At 67.7% G+C, this 21,036-nt stretch carries 24 protein-coding genes; 2 read left to right on the top strand and 22 right to left on the bottom strand.

All coding sequences use genetic code 11. The annotated features are described in order from the left end of the window. Positions 1-50: 50 nt before the first annotated feature. The 17 genes from Ari01nite_RS48230 to Ari01nite_RS48150 all read right to left on the bottom strand — a co-directional run bounded on the left by Ari01nite_RS48230 (position 51) and on the right by Ari01nite_RS48150 (position 15,441). Entirely contained in the window at positions 51-359 is a 309-nt protein-coding gene (locus tag Ari01nite_RS48230; protein ID WP_203791339.1) for a hypothetical protein, read from the bottom strand. A 302-nt stretch (positions 360-661) separates the two neighbouring features. Then, positions 662-1,174 carry a hypothetical protein gene (locus Ari01nite_RS48225; protein ID WP_203791337.1) on the bottom strand — a complete coding sequence of 171 codons (513 nt, stop codon included), beginning with the start codon at positions 1,172-1,174 and terminating at the stop codon, positions 662-664. Positions 1,175-1,507: 333 nt separating this feature from the next. Next, the gene (locus Ari01nite_RS48220; RefSeq protein ID WP_239163682.1) at positions 1,508-1,816 is read right to left on the bottom strand and encodes a hypothetical protein; all 309 of its coding nucleotides are present in this window, start codon (positions 1,814-1,816) and stop codon (positions 1,508-1,510) included. Positions 1,817-1,872: 56 nt separating this feature from the next. Then, the gene (locus tag Ari01nite_RS48215; protein WP_203791333.1) at positions 1,873-2,574 is read right to left on the bottom strand and encodes a M15 family metallopeptidase; all 702 of its coding nucleotides are present in this window, start codon (positions 2,572-2,574) and stop codon (positions 1,873-1,875) included. Between the two features lie 744 nt (positions 2,575-3,318). Beyond that, complete coding sequence (locus tag Ari01nite_RS48210) at positions 3,319-4,101, bottom strand: transposase family protein (protein WP_203791331.1); 783 nt, start codon at positions 4,099-4,101, stop codon at positions 3,319-3,321. Positions 4,102-4,293: 192 nt separating this feature from the next. Further along, positions 4,294-4,656, bottom strand: a complete 363-nt coding sequence (locus Ari01nite_RS48205; RefSeq protein WP_203791329.1) for a hypothetical protein — start codon at positions 4,654-4,656, stop codon at positions 4,294-4,296. Further along, positions 4,653-5,708 (bottom strand): fibronectin type III domain-containing protein, encoded by a 1,056-nt coding sequence (locus tag Ari01nite_RS48200; RefSeq protein WP_203791327.1) that lies wholly within the window; start codon positions 5,706-5,708, stop codon positions 4,653-4,655. The genes Ari01nite_RS48205 and Ari01nite_RS48200 overlap by 4 nt, the downstream gene beginning before the upstream one ends. 13 nt (positions 5,709-5,721) lie before the next feature. Next, the gene (locus Ari01nite_RS48195; protein WP_203791325.1) at positions 5,722-6,396 is read right to left on the bottom strand and encodes a hypothetical protein; all 675 of its coding nucleotides are present in this window, start codon (positions 6,394-6,396) and stop codon (positions 5,722-5,724) included. Positions 6,397-6,456: 60 nt separating this feature from the next. Continuing rightward, positions 6,457-7,938 carry a Gp37-like protein gene (locus Ari01nite_RS48190; RefSeq protein ID WP_203791323.1) on the bottom strand — a complete coding sequence of 494 codons (1,482 nt, stop codon included), beginning with the start codon at positions 7,936-7,938 and terminating at the stop codon, positions 6,457-6,459. Then, positions 7,939-8,802, bottom strand: a complete 864-nt coding sequence (locus Ari01nite_RS48185) for a phage distal tail protein (RefSeq protein ID WP_203791321.1) — start codon at positions 8,800-8,802, stop codon at positions 7,939-7,941. Next, complete coding sequence (locus tag Ari01nite_RS48180) at positions 8,802-12,029, bottom strand: phage tail protein (protein ID WP_203791319.1); 3,228 nt, start codon at positions 12,027-12,029, stop codon at positions 8,802-8,804. The genes Ari01nite_RS48185 and Ari01nite_RS48180 overlap by 1 nt, the downstream gene beginning before the upstream one ends. A 4-nt stretch (positions 12,030-12,033) precedes the next feature. After that, positions 12,034-12,375: a hypothetical protein gene (locus Ari01nite_RS48175; protein ID WP_239163681.1), complete on the bottom strand. Its 342-nt coding sequence runs from the start codon at positions 12,373-12,375 to the stop codon at positions 12,034-12,036. A gap of 35 nt (positions 12,376-12,410) precedes the next feature. Continuing rightward, positions 12,411-12,734: a phage tail assembly protein gene (locus tag Ari01nite_RS48170; RefSeq protein WP_239163680.1), complete on the bottom strand. Its 324-nt coding sequence runs from the start codon at positions 12,732-12,734 to the stop codon at positions 12,411-12,413. Between the two features lie 844 nt (positions 12,735-13,578). Beyond that, the gene (locus Ari01nite_RS48165) at positions 13,579-14,184 is read right to left on the bottom strand and encodes a phage tail tube protein (protein WP_239163679.1); all 606 of its coding nucleotides are present in this window, start codon (positions 14,182-14,184) and stop codon (positions 13,579-13,581) included. 53 nt (positions 14,185-14,237) lie between these two features. Further along, positions 14,238-14,729 carry a hypothetical protein gene (locus tag Ari01nite_RS48160; protein WP_203791315.1) on the bottom strand — a complete coding sequence of 164 codons (492 nt, stop codon included), beginning with the start codon at positions 14,727-14,729 and terminating at the stop codon, positions 14,238-14,240. Next, positions 14,726-15,103 (bottom strand): DUF5403 family protein, encoded by a 378-nt coding sequence (locus Ari01nite_RS48155; RefSeq protein ID WP_203791314.1) that lies wholly within the window; start codon positions 15,101-15,103, stop codon positions 14,726-14,728. Before Ari01nite_RS48155 ends, Ari01nite_RS48160 begins: the two co-directional genes overlap by 4 nt. After that, on the bottom strand, positions 15,103-15,441 hold the full coding sequence (locus Ari01nite_RS48150; protein ID WP_203791313.1) for a phage head completion protein: 339 nt from the start codon (positions 15,439-15,441) through the stop codon (positions 15,103-15,105). Before Ari01nite_RS48150 ends, Ari01nite_RS48155 begins: the two co-directional genes overlap by 1 nt. Before the next feature lie 38 nt (positions 15,442-15,479). Between Ari01nite_RS48150 and Ari01nite_RS48145 the strand changes: the two genes are divergently transcribed. Further along, positions 15,480-15,731: a hypothetical protein gene (locus Ari01nite_RS48145; protein ID WP_203791312.1), complete on the top strand. Its 252-nt coding sequence runs from the start codon at positions 15,480-15,482 to the stop codon at positions 15,729-15,731. 36 nt (positions 15,732-15,767) lie between these two features. Here Ari01nite_RS48145 and Ari01nite_RS48140 read toward each other — a convergent pair whose 3' ends face one another. After that, on the bottom strand, positions 15,768-16,232 hold the full coding sequence (locus Ari01nite_RS48140) for a hypothetical protein (RefSeq protein ID WP_203791311.1): 465 nt from the start codon (positions 16,230-16,232) through the stop codon (positions 15,768-15,770). Between the two features lie 12 nt (positions 16,233-16,244). Continuing rightward, the gene (locus Ari01nite_RS48135; RefSeq protein ID WP_203791310.1) at positions 16,245-17,261 is read right to left on the bottom strand and encodes a phage major capsid protein; all 1,017 of its coding nucleotides are present in this window, start codon (positions 17,259-17,261) and stop codon (positions 16,245-16,247) included. Between the two features lie 196 nt (positions 17,262-17,457). Here Ari01nite_RS48135 and Ari01nite_RS48130 point away from each other — a divergent pair, with 196 nt between their 5' ends. Continuing rightward, positions 17,458-17,688 (top strand): hypothetical protein, encoded by a 231-nt coding sequence (locus Ari01nite_RS48130; RefSeq protein ID WP_203791308.1) that lies wholly within the window; start codon positions 17,458-17,460, stop codon positions 17,686-17,688. A 7-nt stretch (positions 17,689-17,695) separates the two neighbouring features. Here the strand turns inward: Ari01nite_RS48130 and Ari01nite_RS48125 are convergent, their stop codons facing one another. From Ari01nite_RS48125 to Ari01nite_RS48115, 3 genes are read right to left on the bottom strand one after another with little or no spacing between them, the layout of a single operon-like run. Further along, complete coding sequence (locus tag Ari01nite_RS48125) at positions 17,696-18,220, bottom strand: hypothetical protein (RefSeq protein WP_203791307.1); 525 nt, start codon at positions 18,218-18,220, stop codon at positions 17,696-17,698. Then, positions 18,217-19,242 carry a VG15 protein gene (locus tag Ari01nite_RS48120; RefSeq protein WP_203791306.1) on the bottom strand — a complete coding sequence of 342 codons (1,026 nt, stop codon included), beginning with the start codon at positions 19,240-19,242 and terminating at the stop codon, positions 18,217-18,219. Before Ari01nite_RS48120 ends, Ari01nite_RS48125 begins: the two co-directional genes overlap by 4 nt. Next, positions 19,239-20,681, bottom strand: coding sequence for a phage portal protein (locus tag Ari01nite_RS48115; protein WP_239163678.1), 1,443 nt, complete (start codon positions 20,679-20,681; stop codon positions 19,239-19,241). The genes Ari01nite_RS48120 and Ari01nite_RS48115 overlap by 4 nt, the downstream gene beginning before the upstream one ends. Positions 20,682-21,036 lie beyond the last annotated feature (355 nt).

Genomic DNA, 21,036 nt, shown 5'->3' with positions numbered 1-21,036 from the left:
ATGCCAGTGTGCTCCCTTCGGGTTCGTGACGAGCCGCGGGAATCCCCCGTTCACAAGGGATTGAACGCTTTGATGGCCGGATCGGTCGGGCGCAGCATCACCCGCGTCGTCTCGCCGTCCAGCGTGGCCTCGATCTCCTCGGCGCCGCACTCGTCGAGATCGGTTTCGTCGAAATCGAACGCGACGAAACCTAGCCGCTCGCACTCGGCGCATACCCGCGCGTAGTCGGCCTCGCTGAAGCCGGGCTGGACCTCGATGTAAAACTCGAAGCGGTCGGGATCACTGACCAGCCGCACCAATGCGGGTGGGGCCGTTGGTTCGTCGGGTGGGGTGGCGCTGTCGGAGTCGATCTGGCGCATTCCCCTGGTTCACCTCCGATGAGGACAATGCCCCGGGGGACGATCATGTCGCCGGGGCTACGGCGAACGGTGAGCCACCCCGAGACACCACATCGCAGACGGATGCCTTGCGGGATGCCGCAAAATTCGATCCGCACCGCCATGGGATCGAGCCATCCAAAGTAGTGAAGATCCCCCGCGGTGTGCAGCTCGTATCGCCACCATCACAGCGATGCCACCGCAACGACGATCACTACGCGGCCGAAAGGATGAACCCCACCCCCAAAACGAGGGGCCGGGGAGGGCTCTACGCTGCGGAAACGTCAGACCTCTTCGCCCTTGCGGTGGCCGGCCCGCTTCTGCCGGGCCGCCTCACCACTCGGGGCGCGCACGATGTCAACATCGCCGGGTTCGCGCGGCACTTCAGCGAAACCACGCTCGGTGTCCGGGTCGTAGGCGATCACCACCTTGGCCTCGTCGAGACGTTTCAGCCAACTCGTCAACCGACCGAGATCCTCACGACGGATCTTCCCGCCGTGACGGCGCCGGGCCTCCAGACGCAGCATCACCGCCGGGTACTCCAGACGGTGCCGCATCTGGACCCGCCACGGGATGAGCGAGTCGTCCTGGACGTTACGCCGCTGAAGGCCGTGCCGGTTGCGGAACTCGCTCCACATACCTTCGGTGGTCTCGATACCCCGCTCGCGGTACTGCTCGACCATCCACTTGTACTTGCGGCCTTCGTCGAACCAACGCAGGACCTCTTGTTGGTCCACGATCTTCGACCTTGCGGCCATGCACGCACCCCTCGCGACCCGCCCGGCGACCCGCCTCACGCAGCGGTCAACGTGTAATTAGACCGGACGCTCCGCTACCAGGTCAACCAAATGCGGTACGCAAACTTCATTACCCGTCGACCCCCATCCAGCGGTCAGCGTCATCGATGAAACCCCTTGAGTCAGTACTCTGACCTGCGGCAACTCCCTCGCACACGGCGGCGGGCTCCACTCCCGAGATTTACTCGAACACTTGTTCGATTACAGGGTGGACGGTCAGCGGAGGTAACTGACCGTGATATTGATGGGATGGGTTGCGGAAAGCCCTTGCCTTGCGGGTTTGCGGGCCGGTGCCCGGTCGGCGCAGCGCTCAGGCACCGGCACGCAGGGCGGCTAGCGGTCGGCGTCCGGAACGTCGCCGTCCGCGGCGTGCGGCGGCGGCTCGGACGCCGACAGCCACGGCAGGTAGGTGTCGATGAACCCAATCACGGCGGGCAAGGCCATGATCCGGGTCACCAGGGTTGCGCCCGCGGTGATCGCGGCGGCGACGCCGGCCAGGGCGGCGTAGCGCTCGGCGGGCAGGTGCTCTTCGACGGTGGCCATCACGATAGGCAGGGCAACGAGCAGCACGCCGGCCGCGGACACGGCGGCCTGCACGGCGGTGCGGATGGTCCGGCGACGGGCGTCGCGGGTGGACGTCACGAGCAAGTCTTCTCCTTCAGTACAAAGTGGATGCGGGTCGTGGCGAGGAGGTCGGGTCACATCTTGTTGATCTCGCGCCAGACCTGCGGGCCGGCGATGCCGTCCACCCCGATGCGGCGCAGCTTCTGGTACCAGCGCACCCGCGCCTCGGTGGCCGGGCCGAAGTCACCGTCGACCTTCGCGCCGATCATGGCCTGGAGGAACCGGACATGTTCGCCGGTGGAGCCACGGCGCAGCACCGGGCGCAGCTTGCCCTTGCACATCGTCCCAGCCGGAGCGGGCGTGACCGGCGAACCAGCGGCCTTGATCTTCTTGGCGAGCTTGGCGACCGCGGCGGCGTTCTTGACGATCTCGAAGTGCATCTCGTCCTTGCGGCCCGAGTAGTCGCCGCCCCACCGCACCACGCCCTCGCAGTAGGCGAGGATCCGGCGGATCGCGGCGACCTTCGCCGTACTGAAGGTGCCACGGGCGCCCATCGGGTGCTTCGGCGCGTTCAGGTCGATGGCCGTACCGGAGGCGTGGTTGCTCAGCGAAGACGAGCCCTCGATCTTGCGGTAGGCGTAGCCCCAGCACCAGCCCGCGTGCAGCGGCTCGACCGTCTTGTGGAACTGGCCGGCGACGTAGTGCAGGACGGTGGCCACATCGCCCTTACGGACGCCTTGGGGCAGCTTGACCTTGGTGCCGGGAACGTAGCTGGTGTTCAGGCCGCCGATCTGGGCGACCGTGCCTGCGGACCAACCGTTCTGGCTGGTGGGCATCAGGTGGTGTCCTTTCCTGGTGCGGACATGACGAAGGCCCCGGCACCAGGTGTGCTGGTGGCGGGGCCGAAGGGATTTGCTTGAGGTGCCGTCTGGCTGAGAGCGCGGAACGCGGAGCGCGGTCCAGGGAACCAGGGCCAGTGTTCCGATCAGGAAATCCTGAGCGGAAATCATCACCTAACCCGAGTCGGTTTAATAGCCGACGCGGCGCAGTGAACTTTCCGAGCGTCGGTGTAGAAATGCGCTACCGGCCTCGGTTTAATACCCCCAAAGGTGTCGTGGACTTTCCGAGCGTCGGTGTAGAAATGCGCTACCAGCCTCGGTTTAATACCCCCCACGGTGTAGTGGACTTTCCCATCTCTGGGGTAGAAAGCCCTGGTCAGGCGTGTGCCTGAGGCTGATATTTGGCACATCGAGGCGCTGAGCTGGACATTCAAAAGGCCCGCTTCCCGCGAAGTCATGTCCAGTCACGACATGTCACAGTCGCCGCATTGTCCGCGGTTAGCGAAGGCGGCGAGAACGAGGCATGATGTCGCTCGTCGAAGCGTTGATGGCCGTTGGGGCCATCAGCTAGTTGATCGCCGAGAGGGCCGCATGACGCCATTGATCCCAACCGAGGGAAGAATGATCATCAAGTTGGATCTTGTAGGGGGAGCCTCTGCGGTAGCGCTTGTCCTCCTTGCTCACGTGCATTGGCAGCTCTCGGAAAAGCTGACAGATACGGCGATCATCGCTGAGCGTTTTTCAACCTCGGTGGATCGGGTTCTCGACGTGGTGCAGTACGAGGATGGCCTGCACGATCGCGGTCGTCCGAGAAGGGCTGCAACGCAGCTTGGCGAGCAGCTTCCACGTCTTCAGGGTCGCGACAGCGCGTTCACCGCGGGCGCGGATGCGGGCGTGGGCCTTGTTGACCGCCTTCTGCCGGGCTGACAGTTTCGGCCGGTAGCGGTGGCGTTTGAACGGCGTGCGGACGGTGCCGCCGGCACCTTGGTACGCCTTGTCCGCGAAGGTCATCACCTCGGCGCGGGTCAGCGCGGCGATGATGCCGTGGGTGCGGGCCGCGGTCAGGTCATGGGTGGAGCCGGGCAGGGCCGCCGAGGCCCAGACCAGTCGGCCTGCGGCGTCCGCGATGATCTGCACGTTCATGCCGTGGCGTCGGTGTTTCCCGGAGTAGTACGGCTTCTGGTGGTGGACGCGGTCGATAAGGATCAGGGTGCCGTCGAGGATGGCGTAGGCCAGCAGACGGATCCTGTTCATGGCTGTTTGCAGGTCATCGGAGGTAGCGGCGAGCAGGATGATCGCCTCTCGGACATAGCGCCAGGCGGTCGCCACGCCGATCTGGAAGCCGGCGGCCAGACGGGTGAACGTGTCGCCGTTGCGCAGGTGCGCCAGCGCGAGCAGGGCTTGGCGGCCGGGCTCGAGGCGACGCCAGTGGGACCGACGCTGGTGGCGGTGGGTGCGGATCAGTTCGGCGAGGTGGTTCAGCGATCGGGTGGACAGCGGGATCGCGGCAGGGTAAGACAGCAACGAGGCTCCCGGGAGGGGCATCTTTCTTGGTCGATTGCTTGTCTTACCGGGAGCCTCACCCGGCCTCGCAACCCACCCCCTGAACGCGCCGCCAGCTGCGCAAACTCAGTTGGAAAACGCTCGCTGTGGCAGCCATGTGGATCGTCAAGTGCGTGGTCGACGGTTGGCGCTCGACGCGGTCGCAGGCCCGCGTCAGCGATGACGATCCCGTCGGACTTCCTCCACACGACGTTCGACGTCGAGGCGTTCTGCGCGTTCGTGGCGAAGATCGGCGCGCAGGCCGTTGATGTCGCGGGTATGTTCGCGCAGCAGTGAGTCTTGGGCCTGCTGGCCGGCAAGGAGTTGGTCGACGCCTGCGAGGAGTTGGTCGACGTCGTCGCGCAGGTTGCTGGTGTGGTTGTTCTCGACCTGGTCGGTGACCTTGCCGAGCCGCTTGTGGTTGCGGCGCAGCAGTTCCAGGACGATGCCGACCAGTGCGACCAGGACGGCGCCGATGGCCGTGACGACGGCCGCCTGCACGCTGGGTTCGAGGGCGGCAGTGAACAGGGTGATCATCTCCAGGTGGTTCCGGTGCCGGTCTTGATCTGCGCGAGGACCCAGCGGGTGCCGTCACCGACCCACACGATCGCGTCCCCCCATCCAGTGCCGTCGCCGACCTTGACCCCGGACAGCGTCGTGACGTCCGCGGCCGGTGACCAGGCACCCAGCCCGGCCGCGTTCACCGCGCGGACGCGCACGTAGTAGGTGGTGCCCGGCAGCAGCCCGGTCAGCGTGACCGGCGACCCGGCGTCGGTGACCGTGGTGCTGTCGGCGAAGTCCGCGGTCGTGGCCCGCTGGATCTGGTAGCCGGTGATGGCCGTGCCGCCGGGGTCGGCTGGTGTGCTCCAGGCGACGGTGGCCGAGGTCGGCCCGATCGCGCTGATCGCCGGTGTGCCCGGCGCGGAAGGGGCAGTGGTGAGGGTGGTAAACGTCCTGCTCCCCGACCAGCTCGACCAGCCGACACTGTTGCCCGCCCGCACCCGCACATACAGCACGGTGCCTTTCGGCAGGCCGGTCAGGGCGCGGCTGGTCGCCCACCCGCTACTCCAGCTTTGGATCACATCGGTGAACCCGGAGTTACGCGACACCTGCCCGCCCGCACCGTTGAGCGCCGCCCCGTTGGACGCGGGCGCCGACCACGCGGCGGTGGCCGTGGTGGCGGTGATCGAGCCGACCGACGGAGCGCCCGGTGTGCTCGGTGCGGACGCCGGGCGGCGGGGCAGGGTGATCGAGCGGGAGTGGGTGGGGTCGGCGCCGTTGTAGGCGCCCGACAGCGACGCTGTGTAGGTGTAGGTGGGGCCGCCGTCGTAGTCGATCCCGGCGGCGAAGCTTTTCGAGTAGAGCTGTCGGGAGTTGTTGTTGTCGAGGTTGTTGTGGAAGCTGCCCGACCCGCCGTTGGTGCCGGACAGTCGCCAGGTTTGTTCGTCGTCGAAGTTCCAGGTGTCGTCGACCTGGATGTAGAGCTTCACGGTGAGGGTGACGGTGGTGCTCGACGCGGACGGGGTGCTGGTGTACAGGTCGATGCCGAATCGCAGGTGACCGTTGTAGGAGCCCCAGGTGATCGCCATCAGCCGCCTCCTGTCAGCTGGTCGGCTGGATCCAGATCCGATCCGGGCTGGGTGTGCCGGACGGTGTGCTGGTCGAGACGGTCAGCGTGTAGCCGTTCCAGCGGGTGGTGTTGTCGGCGGTGCCGGGGATCAGGTCGGTCCAGGCGGTGCCGGTCCAGTACTCCCAGCGGCCGGTGGTGGTGTTGCAGCCGAGCCGGCCACGGCGTGGGTGGACCGGGCGCAGGTTGGTGGTCCAGATCCCGACGTGCGAGCCTGCGTAGCGGCGTTCGTCGAACACCTTGCCCGCGTCGATGGCGGTGACGTTCGCGTCCACGGTGATGATGGCCAGGGACATTTCGTAGATGCCGGTGTCGGTTTGGGTTTGGCCGATGTCCGGGCCTTGCAGCACGGCCAGGCCGATGCTGTTGGCAGCCGGGTCCAGTCGCAGGACGACCCGGTCCTGCCGGGAGCTGGTGCCGGCGTCCGGCAGGGTTACCGTCTCGACGGCGGTCGACGAGACCGCATGGCCGCGCAGGATCGCGAAGCCCGGCTGCACGGACAGCGTCATGCCGGCGCCGGTGGCGGACACCTGGAAGCTGGGTCCGCCGTAGGTGTCGGCGATGCCGGTGTCCTGGAGTTCACGGAACAGCAGGCTGTACTGGGTCTCGGTGGTGTCCTGACCGTCGAAGGGATAGGAGGTGATAGGCACTGCGGTTGCCTTTCGGGCAGGACGGAACACCCGCCGCCGAAAGGGCGGTGAGGGGTGTGGTTAGTCGATTTCGTCGTGCATGACGATTTGCCGCCATGGTGACCAGCCGGCGGGGGCGTTTGCAGAGCGGATCCAATACTCGGTGCGCTGGCCGGGGCCGGGTGAGATGGTCGCGAAGGTTTGGTACACGTCGTTGCCGCCGTCGCCGGTGGTGCGCACGTACCCCCACGTGTTGCGGAAGTGCCAGTTGCCGGCCTCGGCGACGGCCGGGCTCAAGTACATGAGGGTTTCACCGGGCGGGTAGTGCTCGGGGCCGGCGTCACCGGCCAGCGAGCCCGACGGGATGATGCGCAGGCCGGCCGGGTTGGACTCGGCGTTGCGTTCCAGCTGCGAAACCCGCGTTTCCACGCTGGTGACGCGTTTGGCGAGCGCGGTTTGCGGGTCGAAGCCGGTGGTGTCGCCGATCAGCGCGCCGAGCCGGAACCCGTCACGGTCGGCCTTGAGCGTGTACCCGGTCACCGTGGACGACAGTTCCTGGTCTTCGACGACGACGGTGACCTTGTCCCCCAACCCCCAAGAAGGCCCGAACGGCATGCTGCTGTCCTCGGCCGGCACGGCCTGCACCGCCAGGGCGGCGAATCCTTCGTCGGCGAGCACCTCATCACCGGCCTGTTCCAGTTCGGTGAGGTTGTCGGTGTTGCGTTGGTCGACGAACCGTTCGATCCGCCGCCCCCACGCCACCTCCGCCGCTGCGGCGGCCGGGTTGGTGCGCAGCACGAACTGGCGTTGCACCCCTTCGTCCTGCCCGGCCACCAAAACGTGGGTAACCCGAGGCGGCGAGGTCGCGACCTTGTGCCCGGCCAACGTGGAGTTACGGATGTCGAGGCGGACCAGCCGGCTACGGTCGACGACCGGGTAGGTTTCGAACACGATCCGGTCGCCGCGCTGCACCATCCGGAACCCTAGCTCGGCCACCGTCGCCAACTCGGCGAGCAGGTGCCCGAGGACCGGGAACCGGGCGCTCTTGGTCACTATCGGCCCCCGCCCCCCGTCGACACCCAAGACGACCGCGGCAGGTAAGGCCGCGGTGCGGCGCACCGGAGGCGCGGCCGGGCCGAGGTTGACCGCGACGTACTGGTGCATCAGGGTTTCGACCGGCCCGGTGCGGGTGTCGTACGCGACCGTCTGCCGGGTGGGGTCGGGGTTGGCGGGGTCGGGCCAGGCCAGGGTGTCGGCGAGCAGGATCATGTCGGACACGCCGGTGATGGTGAGGGTGCCGGCCGGGTCGGTGGCGGTGGCCGCGTTCTCCGGTGTGATCACCGGCCCACTCATCAGCACATCGGTCGGGCCGGTGACGATGATCCCCGCCCCCGGCGTGCGCAGCACCCCGGCAAGCGGATGCTCGGACGGCAGTTTGATGGTCCAGGTGCCGACGTTGTTGAACACATCGCTGACCGCAAGGTCGAGGTCTTCCGGCCGGATGAGCCCGGCCCGCTCGAGATTTTTGGTTCTGACTTCGACGGTGACATCCGACAGGCGCATTCAGATCACCACCCGCCGTCGAGGCTGCCAACTACACGTGATCGAGGACGCGGTGGTGGTGTTCTCCAGCGACACCTCCGCGGTGCTGACACCGGGTGGGATCGGCCAGAACCGCGGCGCCGCGGCCAGCTCGGCATACCTGTTCACGCCGCTGCTGTCGACGACCGTCCCGGTCCGGGCGTCCAACGTCAGGATCTCCCCGGCGCTCAGGGTGCCGGTCCAGCGCAGCCGCTGCCCGGCCGGGCTGACCGCGGTAAAGGTGGTACCGGGGCCGTGCACCGTCCACACCGGGTACGCAGGCGCGGTACTCGCCCCGTTGTCCAGCCGCATGGTGCCGATCGCCTGCGACGGCGACACCCGCAACCTGACAAGGCTGCCGGCGAGCAGGCCGCGTCCGCCGCCCGCGTTGGAGATCCGCTGAGTGAAGGTTCGCGAGTAGGTCCAGTACGGTGACCCGGCCCGCACCGTGACCACCGTGGTCAGATCGCGGGTGCCGGTGGTGTCGACGCCGTAGGTCCACCCGCCGCCGCCCTGCCACGCCACGCTCGTGGACCAGTAGGTGCCGTCGTCGTCGACGAACCGCAGCTCACATGGCTCGGCGAGCATCATCTCCAGCCGGCCGAGCAACGCTTGCAGCTCTTGCCGGTTGCGGGTGAGCAGGTGGATCGGCAGGTCGACGTCCCGGGACCGTAGCCGCAAGCCCCGGTATACGGCGCCGTCGCCGGCGCCTTCGATCCACTGCGCGCTGACCGGAGGAAGGCCGAGGCCGGTGGCGCCGGACAGGGCCTGCGTCCCGGTGCCGGTGTGCAGGATGTCGTCGAGGTTGATGGTGTCGGTCGGGTTGGTGAGGAGCAGGTGCGGCATTACCAGCCCATCCTGGCCCGGCTGCCCGCAGCGAACAGGTCTTCTTCGCTGTCGATCGAGCTGCCCGGGGCCGCGTAGTAGTTGAGAATCTTCTGCACACTCCCGCCGGTTGTCGCGAGAGCGTTCGTGACGTGCCCGGCCAGCGCCGAGGAGTCGAACCCGGCGACCGCCGGTGGACCGATGGTCGTCGCTGCGACGGTCGCGGTGAGCCCGGCCAGGCTCTTACGCACCGCCGCGTACCGCGATTCCATTCCGGCGATGAACCCGTCGATCACCAGCCGGCCTGCGCTGTTCAGCAGGGTGCGGTCGGTGGTGGCGGGGCCTTTCCAATCCGCCAGGTTCGCGGTCAGGTTCCCGAGAACACCTTTGACTTTGCCGACCATCGCGGTGATGCCGTCGATGAACCCCTGGATCAGCTGCCGACCCGCGTTCACCAGCAGGTCATCCAGGTTGCCCAGTGCCGCCTTGGCCTTGCCGGGCAACCCCCGCACCGTCGCCAACACGCTGCCGACGCCGGTCACGAACGCGGTCTTCACCGCGTTCCACGCGCCCGACGCGGCCGACGTGATCGCGTCCCACACGTCGGTGAACGTGGAACGGATGCTGTCCCACGTCGATGACCACAGCCCTTTGGAGAACGCGAGGCCGTTGGACAGGGTGGTCTTCACGACCCCCCAGGCGAACGACAGGACGGCGGTGATGGCGTCCCAGACGCCGCCGAACACGTCTTTGATGCCGCCCCACACCCGGGACCAGTCGCCGGTGAACAGGCCGGCGAAGATGTCCCACACCCCGCGGATGATCCGCACCGCAGCGGTGAACACCTCCACCACGGCCTTGATGGCGGCGACCAGGTTGGTCAGCAACGTCGTCGCGACGAACCGGATCGCCGGCACCAGAAACGGCATCAGCAACTCGACGACTTCCTGGATGATCTGCACGAGCGGCTGACACGCGGTCGCCGCCTGCGCGAACGCGTCACCCAGGCCGGGCAGCGCCCCGGCGACAGCCTCACCCAGCACCGTCAGCAGCGGTGTCAGGACGGAGGTCACGAGCTGGAGCAGCATCGTGATCAGCGGCGTCAGCGCTTGGACGATGACGCCAAGAACCGGCGCCACCGCGCCCAGCAGCTGCCCGATGATCGGCGCGAGTGAATTCATCATCTGGGCGATGACCGGCGCAATCGCAGCGATCAGACCGGCGATGACCGGCAACAGCGGTGCCAGTGAATTCAGCGCGGTTACCAGGACCGTGCTCAGCACACCGGCCACCGCGGACAGGACTGGCGTCAGCCCGGTGAACGCTGTTACCAGTGCTGGCACCAGTCCGCCGGAGATCAGTGAACTCAACGCCGTGGCGACCTGACCGATCACTGGCGCGAGGGCGGTCATGATCCCGTCGAGCGCGCCACCCAACACCTGGATGAGTGGTTGCAGCGCGGGCGCCAACGTGGTGACTGCATCCGCCAGAGCGGCGAAGACCGTGCCCAGGGTTGGGCCGAGGACGGCCACGAAGGTGCCGACGACCGAGCCGAGCGCACCCAATGCGGCACCGACTGGGCCGATCGCCGGGGCCAGCCCGGCGACCCAGCTGCGGATGCCGGTGAACAGATCGATCAGGCCCTGCTGGAAAGCCGGCTGCGCGAGCGCGGACGCGACGCTGTCCAGCAGCAGGCCGATGGCCTGCCCGGCCAGGGGCAGGACGGTTTGCAATGTGCTCGCGAGCTGGGTGAACAGGTTTTCGACGGCCGGCCCGGACTGGGTAGCGATCAGGGTCATGGCCTGATGCGCGGCGGCGAACACCCCGGTCAGGCTGGTTTGGAAGCTGGCGCTGTTGACCACAGTGGCGACGCGGGTGAGGCCGTCGGCGAGGCTGGCCAGGGTGGAGCCGCCCGCCGCGGTCGCCGCGGACGCGATGCCGGCGAAGATCCGGCCGAGCGACGCCAGGACGGTGCCCAGGTCATTGAGCGCCACGAGGGCGGTATCGATCCACCCGGTGAGGCGTCCGTCGGCGGCTGCCGCGGACAGCCACGCGTCGAAGCGGCCGGCGATGTCGGTAAACCACTGCGCGAGCCGGGGCAGGTAGCCGGCGCCGACCTCACCCAGGACCTTGATGATGTTGGCCAGCGCCGCGGTGCCGCCGGTGGCGATGCTGATCGAGGCGGACAGGTCGGCGAACATGCCCGCCAAGGCCCCGTCCAGCGCGCCGGACAAGGCCGTCGCGAGGCCGCCGAAGAACTGTCCGAGGTCGGCGCCGACCTTGGTCATGCCCGCCGAGAAGGCGGGTAACAGGGTGGTGACGAGGCGGCGGATGGGTTGCTCGGCGGCCGTCCAGAAAGTGGCCGACATCGACTCGGCCAGCGCGGACAGCTGGGTCTTGACTTCGGGCAGAACTGTGTTGAAATCGCGGAACGCGACGACGGTCGCGCCGATGCCGATGGTCAGGCCGCCGAGCAGACCGGGCAGGCCCAGCACGACCGGCGCGATCGAGGCGAGGGAGGCCGACAGGGCGGCCAGGTTCGACGCGGACGCGATCCCCGACGCCCCCAGCCCGGCCACCGCCAGGGTCAGAGCCGTGATGATCGGCGTCGCTTTGTCGAGGTCGCGGATAATCCGCCACAGGTCGCGCAGGTAGCCGGTGATCACCCGAGCCCCGGACAACGCCGACAGGGCAGCCGCCGCACTGGCCAGCGCGCCCGGGTTGACCGTGGGCAGGATCTGCACCGTGCGGGGCCGGGTCAACATGCGCAGCCGGGCCGACACCCCGGCCCCCGCGCCGGGTGCCATCTGCGGCTCGACCCGCACGGTGAGGGGGCTAATGTCGTCCGCCCAGCGGCGCAGGTCACGCTCCACCTTGCGCAGCGACTCCTGGTCGAGGTCGGTCACGATGACCGCGCCAACGAGTTCGGCGTCGATGCGGATCTTCCGGCCGTCCGCCTTTTCCTGGAGCTTGCGGACGGCTTTGGTGATCTCCGCGTCCATGGTGGAGGTGGCGATCGTGGAGTACAGGCGCAGCTTACGGCCGTCAGAGACCCGGTTCTCCTGATTAATGCGCCGCAACTCGACAAGCGCGTCGCGCAGCCCGAAGGTGAGATCGATCTTCGCCTGCACCCGCACCTGGAGCTGCTTCTCGATGCGGTCGAGATCTTTCTGCGCGCGGCGGCGGAAATCGTCGGTGTCCGGCAACACCTTCACCGCGATCCGGCCGATCACCTGCCCTTCAGGCATGCCGTCACCTCCGCTGGAAACGCTGGTAGAGATCGGCGACCGTGACCGGCCGACGCGGTGAGGGATCGGCCGCGGGGCCGGCCGGCTTCGGGCGCGGCCACGCCGGGATGGTGGGCGCTTTGCCCTTGGCCCAATGGCCGGTCGCGCGGGTGTTCTGGTTGACCGCGTCGAAGACATCAGCCATTAGGTGCCGGTCGACGCCCCACCCGAAGTGCTGCCGGCCGCCCGCCGCCAGCGCGACCGTCAAGGAGGTGTCGGGGAGCCTCTGCGCGAGCGCGAGAACCAGCGACGGGGCCGGACCGTGGCCGGCGATCACCTGCGTGAGGTCGACGCCGTAGTACGCCAACAGGTCCGGGTACAGGCCCTCGCCGTAGTCGTCGATCAGCCGGCAGAGGGCGAGGCTTCCCCCGCCTGGGTGCCCTCGCTGTAGCGAGCGAAGATCTCGACGAGGACGGCCAGGTCATCGCCGACCGCACTCATTAGTGCCTTGGCCGCCGGGCTGGACTCCGCCACCAGTGTCAGCGCTTCCGAGAGAAGGGCTTCCTGGTCGGCGCCCTCGGTGTTCAGCTTCTCCTGCACCGCGACCAGCGCCAACCGACGCGTCTTCGGCAGCCGCAACGGGTTGAGCAGCTTCACGATCCGCGAGCCGAGGTCGATGTCGGTCGAGCCGTACTTGGCCTCGGCGGCACACCGAATGTCATCCAAGCTAAATGACGGCATCAAGCCTCCTTACTTTGGCAAAGGAAGTGGGAATGTTTCGTCAATGGTGCCGAATTGGGACAAACGGGCTCCAGTCCCAGTTGGCCCCTTAACCACGTGGAGGCAGCATGCTAAAATCGCATTAGCTCACAGGAAACCCCCACATTGGCTGCCGACGGGCAAACCCGGGCTCATAACGCTGGCTCACCGAGCGTTCCGTGTGAATACCGAAGGCCTCCGCAGGTGGTGACTTGAAGCTACAGCTAGGCGCCGTCCGGCTTGCCCCGTTCCGGCAGATGAATCGCGAGAGACAATAACGAAATTTGGAGTCTCATGCGGTAACTCGAAGCCGAGCGAAGCGCCGTTCGACGTATTCGCGGGCCGGCCCGCAAGGTAGACGTTGCGCTTTCAATCACCCGTCACTCCTACCAAGGTGGCTGATATGCAGCCAAGTCGCAGCTTCTAGGACAACCCACGGTGGAGGCGCCCGCGACTTTCGTCGCGGCCCTTCTCTCGTTCCTTGCTTGCCTGACGTTCCTGAGCTGGTACACGGTGAGACAGCTTAAGGAGCGGACGGGCAGGTCCAAGATCGAGTTTGCCGCAGGCATAGTCCGATTCACGTTCGAGTACGAGGCCAATGATGATGGATTGCCTCGAACTGACGATCCCGAAGTCGTCGACCCCTGACGCGATTGATCAAGGGTTTCCCAACTACTTACGCAGCAAGGCTAGGACGGCCATCTAGCGGCCAATCCTGATGCAGGCGAGGTCGTGGCCTCAGCACGGTGTCCAGCGTTGGCAGTAGGTGAAGAGCCACGCTGGACAATCGTCTGCGTTCAATTCCGCGGCATCAAGACGAAACCGAGCCTTCCTCCTCCGCGTCTGCGGCGGGTGTTCCGCCGAGCGGGGTCACCGCATAGGTCCAGGCGTTGCTGCCGAGGATCATCGGCTTCACGCCCAGGGGCAGGCCGGCAAGCGATTCGGTGTCCGAAGCGGAAAGGTCGTCGGCCCGGTAGATTTCCGCTTTCGGCGCGTAGAAGCCGAAGTGGTTGTCGCCGTCCACGAAGATCACCAGGAAGGCGCACACCGTCGGCTGCGGCTCGGCCGGCACACCCACCAGACCGTTGGGCAGCAGCGGCGCGTTCGCGCCGTAGAAAAGCCGAAGACCGTCCACGTCGAACTGCTGAAGCGTCCAGGTCATCGTCTCCGTGCGCGCCGAGTACTTCGTGCGCAACGTCTTGTTCTGGAGCGTTCCGAGCGTGGTGGGCTCGCCGCCCTCGGACGTGATGCCGAAGATGTCTTCCAGGCTGGTGTGCCCGACGGTGCCCCACGGCGCGGCCGGGGCGAGTAGATCCGCCGGGAACTCGGTCCCGGTCGGTGCGGTGAAGTAGTTGCCACTGCCGATTACCAGCGTGGCCGCATCATTGATCACGTACGGGCTCCTCGAAAAGGGCATGCCAGACACCCCGCCCACAGCCGCGGACAGGGTGAGGCGGGGCGGAGATTAGGTCAGGGGAAGGGCCGCACGCGCGGCTTGCGGACCGCGATGCGGTACAAGGTCTCGTACCGCCACACGCCGGTAGGTAGGTCGGCGTACTGCACCGGGCCGGTCGCGGTCGCCCAGTCGGTGGCCCGGCGCGGCGCCGAGGTCATCGTCACCCGGGACAAATGGCCGCGCTGCGGCACCGAACGGTTGCGCAGCCACGCGTCGCGCAGGCACACGCGGACCGCTTCGGCCAGCAGCGCCGCGTCCTCGTCACCGTTCGGGTCCTCGGCAAAGGTGTGGATGACGATGTCGGCCGAGTCCAGGAACCGCGGATCCCCGAGCCATTCGCCGAAGGACGGCTGCCGGCGGACCAGCACGAGCGGGAAGCGTTGGGTGTCCCAGATCAGCGACTGCACACTCACCGGCGCTAGAACATCGCGCAGCAGCGCGAGCAGAAGGTCTTCCACCGGGCTCAGCTCGACCATCGCGCGGATGTGCGCCGGCAGCCCGCTCACCGCCGGCCCCGCTTGCGTCGGCGGGGCAGCGGTACGCGGATCTTCGCCCGGGACTTCGGGGACAGGTGCGCGGCGCGGTGCAGGATGAACAGGCCCTCCATGGCGCCCCACGACTCGCCGGTTTCCGGATCGGTGTAGCCGACCCGGCCGTACTCGATCGACAGGGCGGCCTTCTGGCCGCGCTCGTCGGAAAGGATCACGTACCAGTCGATGCGGCCGTGCTCGATGTCGATCTCGGCGTTGCCGTCCTGCCGATGCCGGATCAGCTCCACCTCGGCGCGGGCGGCGACCTCGAACGCGCGGCGCTCCAGCTCGGCCTGCACCTCCGCGTTCTTCGCGAGCCGCCGGTTGGTGCTGCGGTAGATCTCGGCCATCAGGGACGCTCCCTAATGTCGATCGACCAGTGCCGGGTATGGCGGGTGCCGTGGTGGTAGGCCGGCGGCGTCACCACATCCCACAGCCGCCCCTGCCACTCGACCCGCGACCACAACGACACGTCTGGCAGGTTCGCGGCGACGATCATCCGGGTGACGTTGATCTGCGCCTGACCGGGCACCTCGGCCCGCGCGGACCGTTGCGGGATGAACGCGGCCCGGACCTCGTGCGGGCCGTCCGCGTCGGGAACCGCGACCTCGTTGCCGCGGTTGTCGACGACGATGGTGGTCTTCCAGATCCTGGCGGGCTGCCCCCGACGACGCTGGAAGCCGCTCAATGGGCGCCTCCTTTGCGTTGGGGTCGTACAGTTAATTCATGTCCCGTCGTCGCATCGATCGTCGCCGCCTAGTGTTCGCGGCTGGATTTGGATCGGTGCACGCGCTTAACGAGGCGGCGAAGATCGCGGCGGGCTACTCGCAACCCCCAACAACCACGCAGCTTTGCCTGCTTGTGGCCGTGGCGCTGGTGTCGGGTGCCGTTGGATGGGCCAGTGCGCCGCTTTTCAAAAAAAAATCTCACTGGTTCATTCCAGTCTCCGATGAGAGCGGGACAGTTTCAAAAAACTAGCCAACCAAGTCGGGGTGACTTGATGTCGAACCCGCGTTACCAGGGCTCGACCTCATCGGCAAAGAACGGGAATGGCGAGTTGGGGCTGCCCGGCACCGGCACGTAGCCCGGACCCGGGCGATGCCGACGCTGCGACCAAGCGGTGATCGGGGCGGACACCAGCCCGGCGCGGATGCCGCCCAGCTCGCGCAGCAGGGCGAGCTCGTCGCGGGTGAAGGAGACCGCGCCTGCCGCGGGGTCGCCGCGGTCGGACCAGGTGACGGTTTCGTCGCCGGCCCGGGAGGTGGTGTAGCCGTCGGGGTTGCGCAGGTAGCGCACGCACGCCTTCAGCACGATCGTCTTGACCGGCCGCGGCACGTGCTCAGGCGTCCAGTCCCGGCCGTGCATCCGGGCCTCCTCCGAGGCGTCGGCAAGGGCGCTGGCAGCAAGCCGTTCCTCGTCCGGGTCGAGCACCCAGTCCAGGCGCTCCTTCAGCTCGGCCAGCGTCGCGAGGGGTTCCAAGCGCTCGCCTCCCTACGCCGCGTTGGACCGCCGGGTTCGGGTCTGCGCGGCGACGGCCGACGTGGTGCGCGGCCACGGCGCGGCGTCGGAGATCCCGGTGATGGTGGCCAGCTCGCTCGACGCGGGCGGGTAGACCGAGGCGCCGTCGAGGGTGAGCTTGATGCCGCGCACGAAGTGCTCGCCGGTGGACACGACCTCGGACTGCGCGGTCTCGTCCCAGCCGACCAGAACATCGGTCACGGAGCGGAAGCCGGCGTAGGTGTTCACCACGGAGCGGTCCTGCATGTAGAGCGGGTCGTAGTCGCGGACCCAGCGCAGCGCGATGCCCTCGAAGGACGTGGTTGCCCCGTACGGAACGGACTGCGGGACCGACGGGGCGCCGGAGAGGAAGATGAACGCGCTGGTGGCGAACGCGTACGCGGTGTCGGCGGGGATTTCCTGGCTGACGATGATCCGGAAGCCGCGCCGGTTGCCGATCGTGGCGGTGGTCAGGGCGGACTCGGCTTCGCCGTCGCCGACGAACTGCGCCAGGTTGAGCCGGTCGTCGTTGAGCAGCGCCGACTCGAAGTCCGAACCGACCAGCAGGTACCGCGAGCCATCCGGGACATTGAACTTGTTGAGCACCCGGCGGGCCTCGGTCAGCGCCCCGCGCAGGTTCGCCTCCGCGCCGCCGATCACGACGGAGTATGCCTGGCCGGTCAGAGTGTTGACCGCCCGCCGGGACAGACCCCGAGCGACGGCCTTGACCTGCGGGCGCAGCAGCTTGCCCCACTCAGACAGGTCGAAGTCGTTCTGCTCGTCGGTCAGCTTCACCGCCGAGTAGACGTTGCCGCCGAACGTGACCGCGATCTTGCGCTCGCGATACTCGTCGAACTGGATCGGCTGCGAACGGTCGTTACGCCAGCCGTAGTCGTGGAACGGCAGCACCCCTTCCACGGGGACGCTGATGGTGTCGTTGTCGGCGCCCTTAAACTGGTCGACGCCCTGCTTCTGGAACAGGTTCGGGACGACCAGTTCCTGCTCCAGCATGCCGACCGCAGTAGCGACCAGCTTCTCTGGCTTAACGATCTGATGTTCTGCCAACTATGCCTCCGGACACAAAAGACCCCTTGGCGCCGCCGAGACGACGTGTCCGGGGACGGTTTCGGATGGATCGATTTAGGACCAGACCGACTGGGTAGATGGCAATATCCGTGGTGGAAGGCGCTTCTACCAGGGGAAACAGATGGCCGACAGGCGGATTACGAACAGGGTCGATGAAGTTCACACGCTCGGCGGCTACCACGTCGGCTACGTCTATCAGCGAGCTAGCGGCCAGTGGTCGGGCCGAGGCCGGCGGACCACCGAGGAAAGTCATGCCGCTGAACTCTCCACGACGTACGCCACCAAGGAGGAGGCCGCCAGGGCTGTGATCGACATGCTCCAAGCGGCTGGAATGTTCAATCACCCGATCTGATGATCGTTTAGCGGCGCCGGCCGCCGTAGCGGCGGGCCAGTTCCCGCGGGTCGGTTTCGGTGTCGCCGTCGTCGGTCGGGTCGAGCCCGCCGGCCAGGGTTCCGGGCGCAGCCGGCGCCGGTGTCGCGTACTTCTGCAATGCCTTGGCGTCGGCTTCCAACTCCTCAGCGGTCTTGCCCTGAAGCCGGGCGGCGAGGTCGTCGGGCAGCTCGAAGCGGCGGGCGACGCGTTCGCGTAGCAGTTCGTGTTCGAGTCGGTTGTTGTCGGCCTTGACCTCGGCGACTGCCTGCTTGAAGTCGTCGGCGGTCTTCGCGCCGTCGAGTCGCTGTTCGGCGTCGCGTAGCCGGGTGCGGTAGTTCGCGGCCTGCGCGTTGGCCCGGGTGATCTGCTCCCGCGCCCAGTCGGGCAGTGCTGCGAGGTCACCGGCCGGCTCACCGCTGGTGGTCTGCGCCGGTGGCGTCGCGGCGGGCGGTGGGGCCGCCGCGGCACTGCCCGCCGCGGTGGGTGTGGTGGTGTTGGGTTCGGGGTTCACGTAGGCGCCTCCGAGGCTTGCTGTTGACGGATGAAGCGCCGCCACGCCCGCAGCGCAGCCTTGCCGGACAGCCCCGCGGTGACCTGCGGCCATTGCTGGCCGTAGGCGCGGTTGAGGGCGTAGCGGGCTGAGGTCAGCTGCTCGGGTGTGAAGATGGTTTCGGCGACGCAGTGGCAGTTGTCGTGGTACTTGTCGCCGTCGGAGAACTCGGCGCTCGCCGCGGTCTTGTAGACCGCGCCGCGGGAGATCAACATTGCGCACCAGCCGCACGGGGTGCCGGACTGCGAGACCCGGATGTAGCCCAGTGCCCGCCGATCGGACTGCGCGGTGGCCCACTCGGTGCTCCTGGCACCGTTGAGCGCGATGCGTTCCGCGGCGGCGGCCTGCCGGGCGCCAGCCTGCGCGTGCGTGTCCCGCCGGGCGGCGTCGACCTGCCCGGCCGGCGCACCTGGATCGAGGTCGCGGGTCTTGCGGTCGAGCAGGGCCGGGCCGAGCTGGTCGAGGATGATCTGTGCTTCGCGTTCGGCGTCGCGCTCCCGGCGCTCCGCCTCCTGTCGCAGGCTTTCAATCTCCTCCACCAGGACCCGGTCGGCGTCGTCGTCCGACGGTTCCGGGTCCTCGGTCAGCGTCCGGCTTGGCGCTGGCGTTGCCTGATCGGGTTGTGCGGCCGTGGTCGGGGCTGCTGTCGCGGGTGTGGCGAGGGCCGCGAACTCGCGGCGCAGCATGCCCAAGGTCACCTGCGCCGGATCGGGGTGGTACGGGTCGGCGATGGTGCGGCCGGTCCGCAACGCCCGCACCAGGCGGTAGTAGGCCATCGCCAAGTCGCGGGCATGGCCGCGGCGGGTCATCACGATCCGCACCGCAGCGCGCAGCCACGCTGCCGTCACGGCGGGAGCGCGCTGGGCTGGAAGGTGCTGCCACAGCGCGAGCGCGTCGGCGACCGTGGCGACACCGAGCCGGGCCAGGGCGACCTGATAAGCGGTCGACGCGGTCTCGGCTTCAGCATCGCGGGCCGCACTCATGCCGCGACCGGCAACGATGCCGGGTCGGGCGTGGCGCGGTTGAGCGCCTGCGCCAGCTGGAGTTCTGCGTCGTCCTCCTCGCGCAGCCGTTCCCACTCGTCCAGCTCGGTGCGGGTGACCCCGGGAACTCGAGACCAGAGGCCGCGTTTGGGGATGCCCAAGGATTCGGCGAGCTTGCCGAGCCCGTCAGCGGACTGGGCGAGGCTCTTGAGTTCCATGTCGCGCCAGATCACCTCGCCGGCCAGATCCTGCGCGGAGCTGGTGTTGCCGTCGAGTTCCGCGGCGAGCCGGAACACCCGTTCCCACGCCTCGCCGAACATCCGCCGGAATTCTTCGATCTTGCGGCTCAGCGCGGTCTCCGCCGCCAGCAGCGCCTCAGCGCTGAGGTTGGCGATCTGGCCGAGAAGATGGTGCGGCGGGGTTTGAGAGACGGCGGACAGGTGCCGGATGGACATGTCGATGGAGGCGATGAACCCTGCGAGGGGGGTTTCGTCGAGGGTGCCGAACTTGACCTCGGGGTCCTCGGCGAACAGGAACCGTTTCGCGTTGATGTTGATCGGCGCCGGGATCGGCCTGCCGTCCGGCCCGAGTTTGGGCCGCCAGTCCACCACCTCGCTGGTCGGGTCGTTCTCGGCGGCGTGGACCGGCTCCATCAGCAGCGGTGGGGCCATGCCGGTCGCCCACCGCACCTTGAACGAGCCGTACGTCTGCGCCACGAGCAGGTCGAACACGGACTGGTTGATCCGGTTCTGCAAGGGGATCATCGGCTCGACCACACCGACCGTGCGGCCCTCCAGATCGACAGCCGCCGCGAACCGGGTCACCGGGCACTCGGTCGCGCCGTGCCGGCCCACCTGAGCAACGGTCACCTTGTCCGCGTCGCGGTACGACACAAACGCGACCCGATACTCGGTGCTCCCATCCCACATCCGGGCCAGGCCAGGCAGGTCGTCAGCAGGTTTGCGGGTGACCGTCAACGCGACGTACGGGGTGTCGTCATTGGCCGGGTCCTCGTACAGCGCCGCGGTGCGCAGCGGCGACAGACCCTTGGTCCGGACACCCCGGGCCGTCTTCTCGGTCAGGGTGAACGCGTGACCGTAGGCCAGGGCACCGCGGTGGATGCTGGTCTGCCGGGCGTCCAGGCGCGAGTTCTGCCAGTGCCGCCACTCCGGCAACGGCTGGTCGGCCGGCTGCGTGGTCGCGGTCGAGCCGCGCCGGAAACTGTCGACATACAGTGCCTGGGCCGGGGTGCCGACCAGCAGCGGCATCCAATTGGAGATGGCCCGCTTGGCGAGCAGCCGGTACTCGTCGTCGGCCTGCGGCGGCATATACGGGCCGTCGTGGCGGCCCTGCACGTAGGCGTCGATGCGCTGAAGGCGAGGCAGATCTCGGTCGAGGATGTTCAGGAGCTGACGAGCTGAGGCTAATGTCGCTTGCAAGAGTGACCCTCCCCGCCGAGGCATGGTTCCGGCTCTAAGATGCAGTGAGCCTCTGAGTGAGGAAGTACCGGGGGTTGTACCGCGTTCATGGACAGCCAGCAGCAATAGAGAAGCCATAGGCTTCACGCCAGTCGAGCAGCGACGGTAAGTAAGCTGCGGCCGACGGCGACGCTGCGCGAAACGGCGCGGAGTCTTCGGACCGTAGGTCAATCCACCCGCAATACGGCGGGGGCAGAACAGATCTGTACTGCGCAAAGTGCGCGACGAAGCCGATCTGACTCAGCTTGAAGTGGCCGACGGAATGGAGTGGTCGCTCGGCAAGGTCATGCGGATCGAGAACGGTGACGTCAGCACA

Source organism: Paractinoplanes rishiriensis, assembly GCF_016862375.1.
Classification (GTDB): domain Bacteria; phylum Actinomycetota; class Actinomycetes; order Mycobacteriales; family Micromonosporaceae; genus Actinoplanes; species Actinoplanes rishiriensis.
Note: the sequence above shows the minus strand (reverse complement) of the source record. Positions and strands in the feature narration are given on the sequence as shown.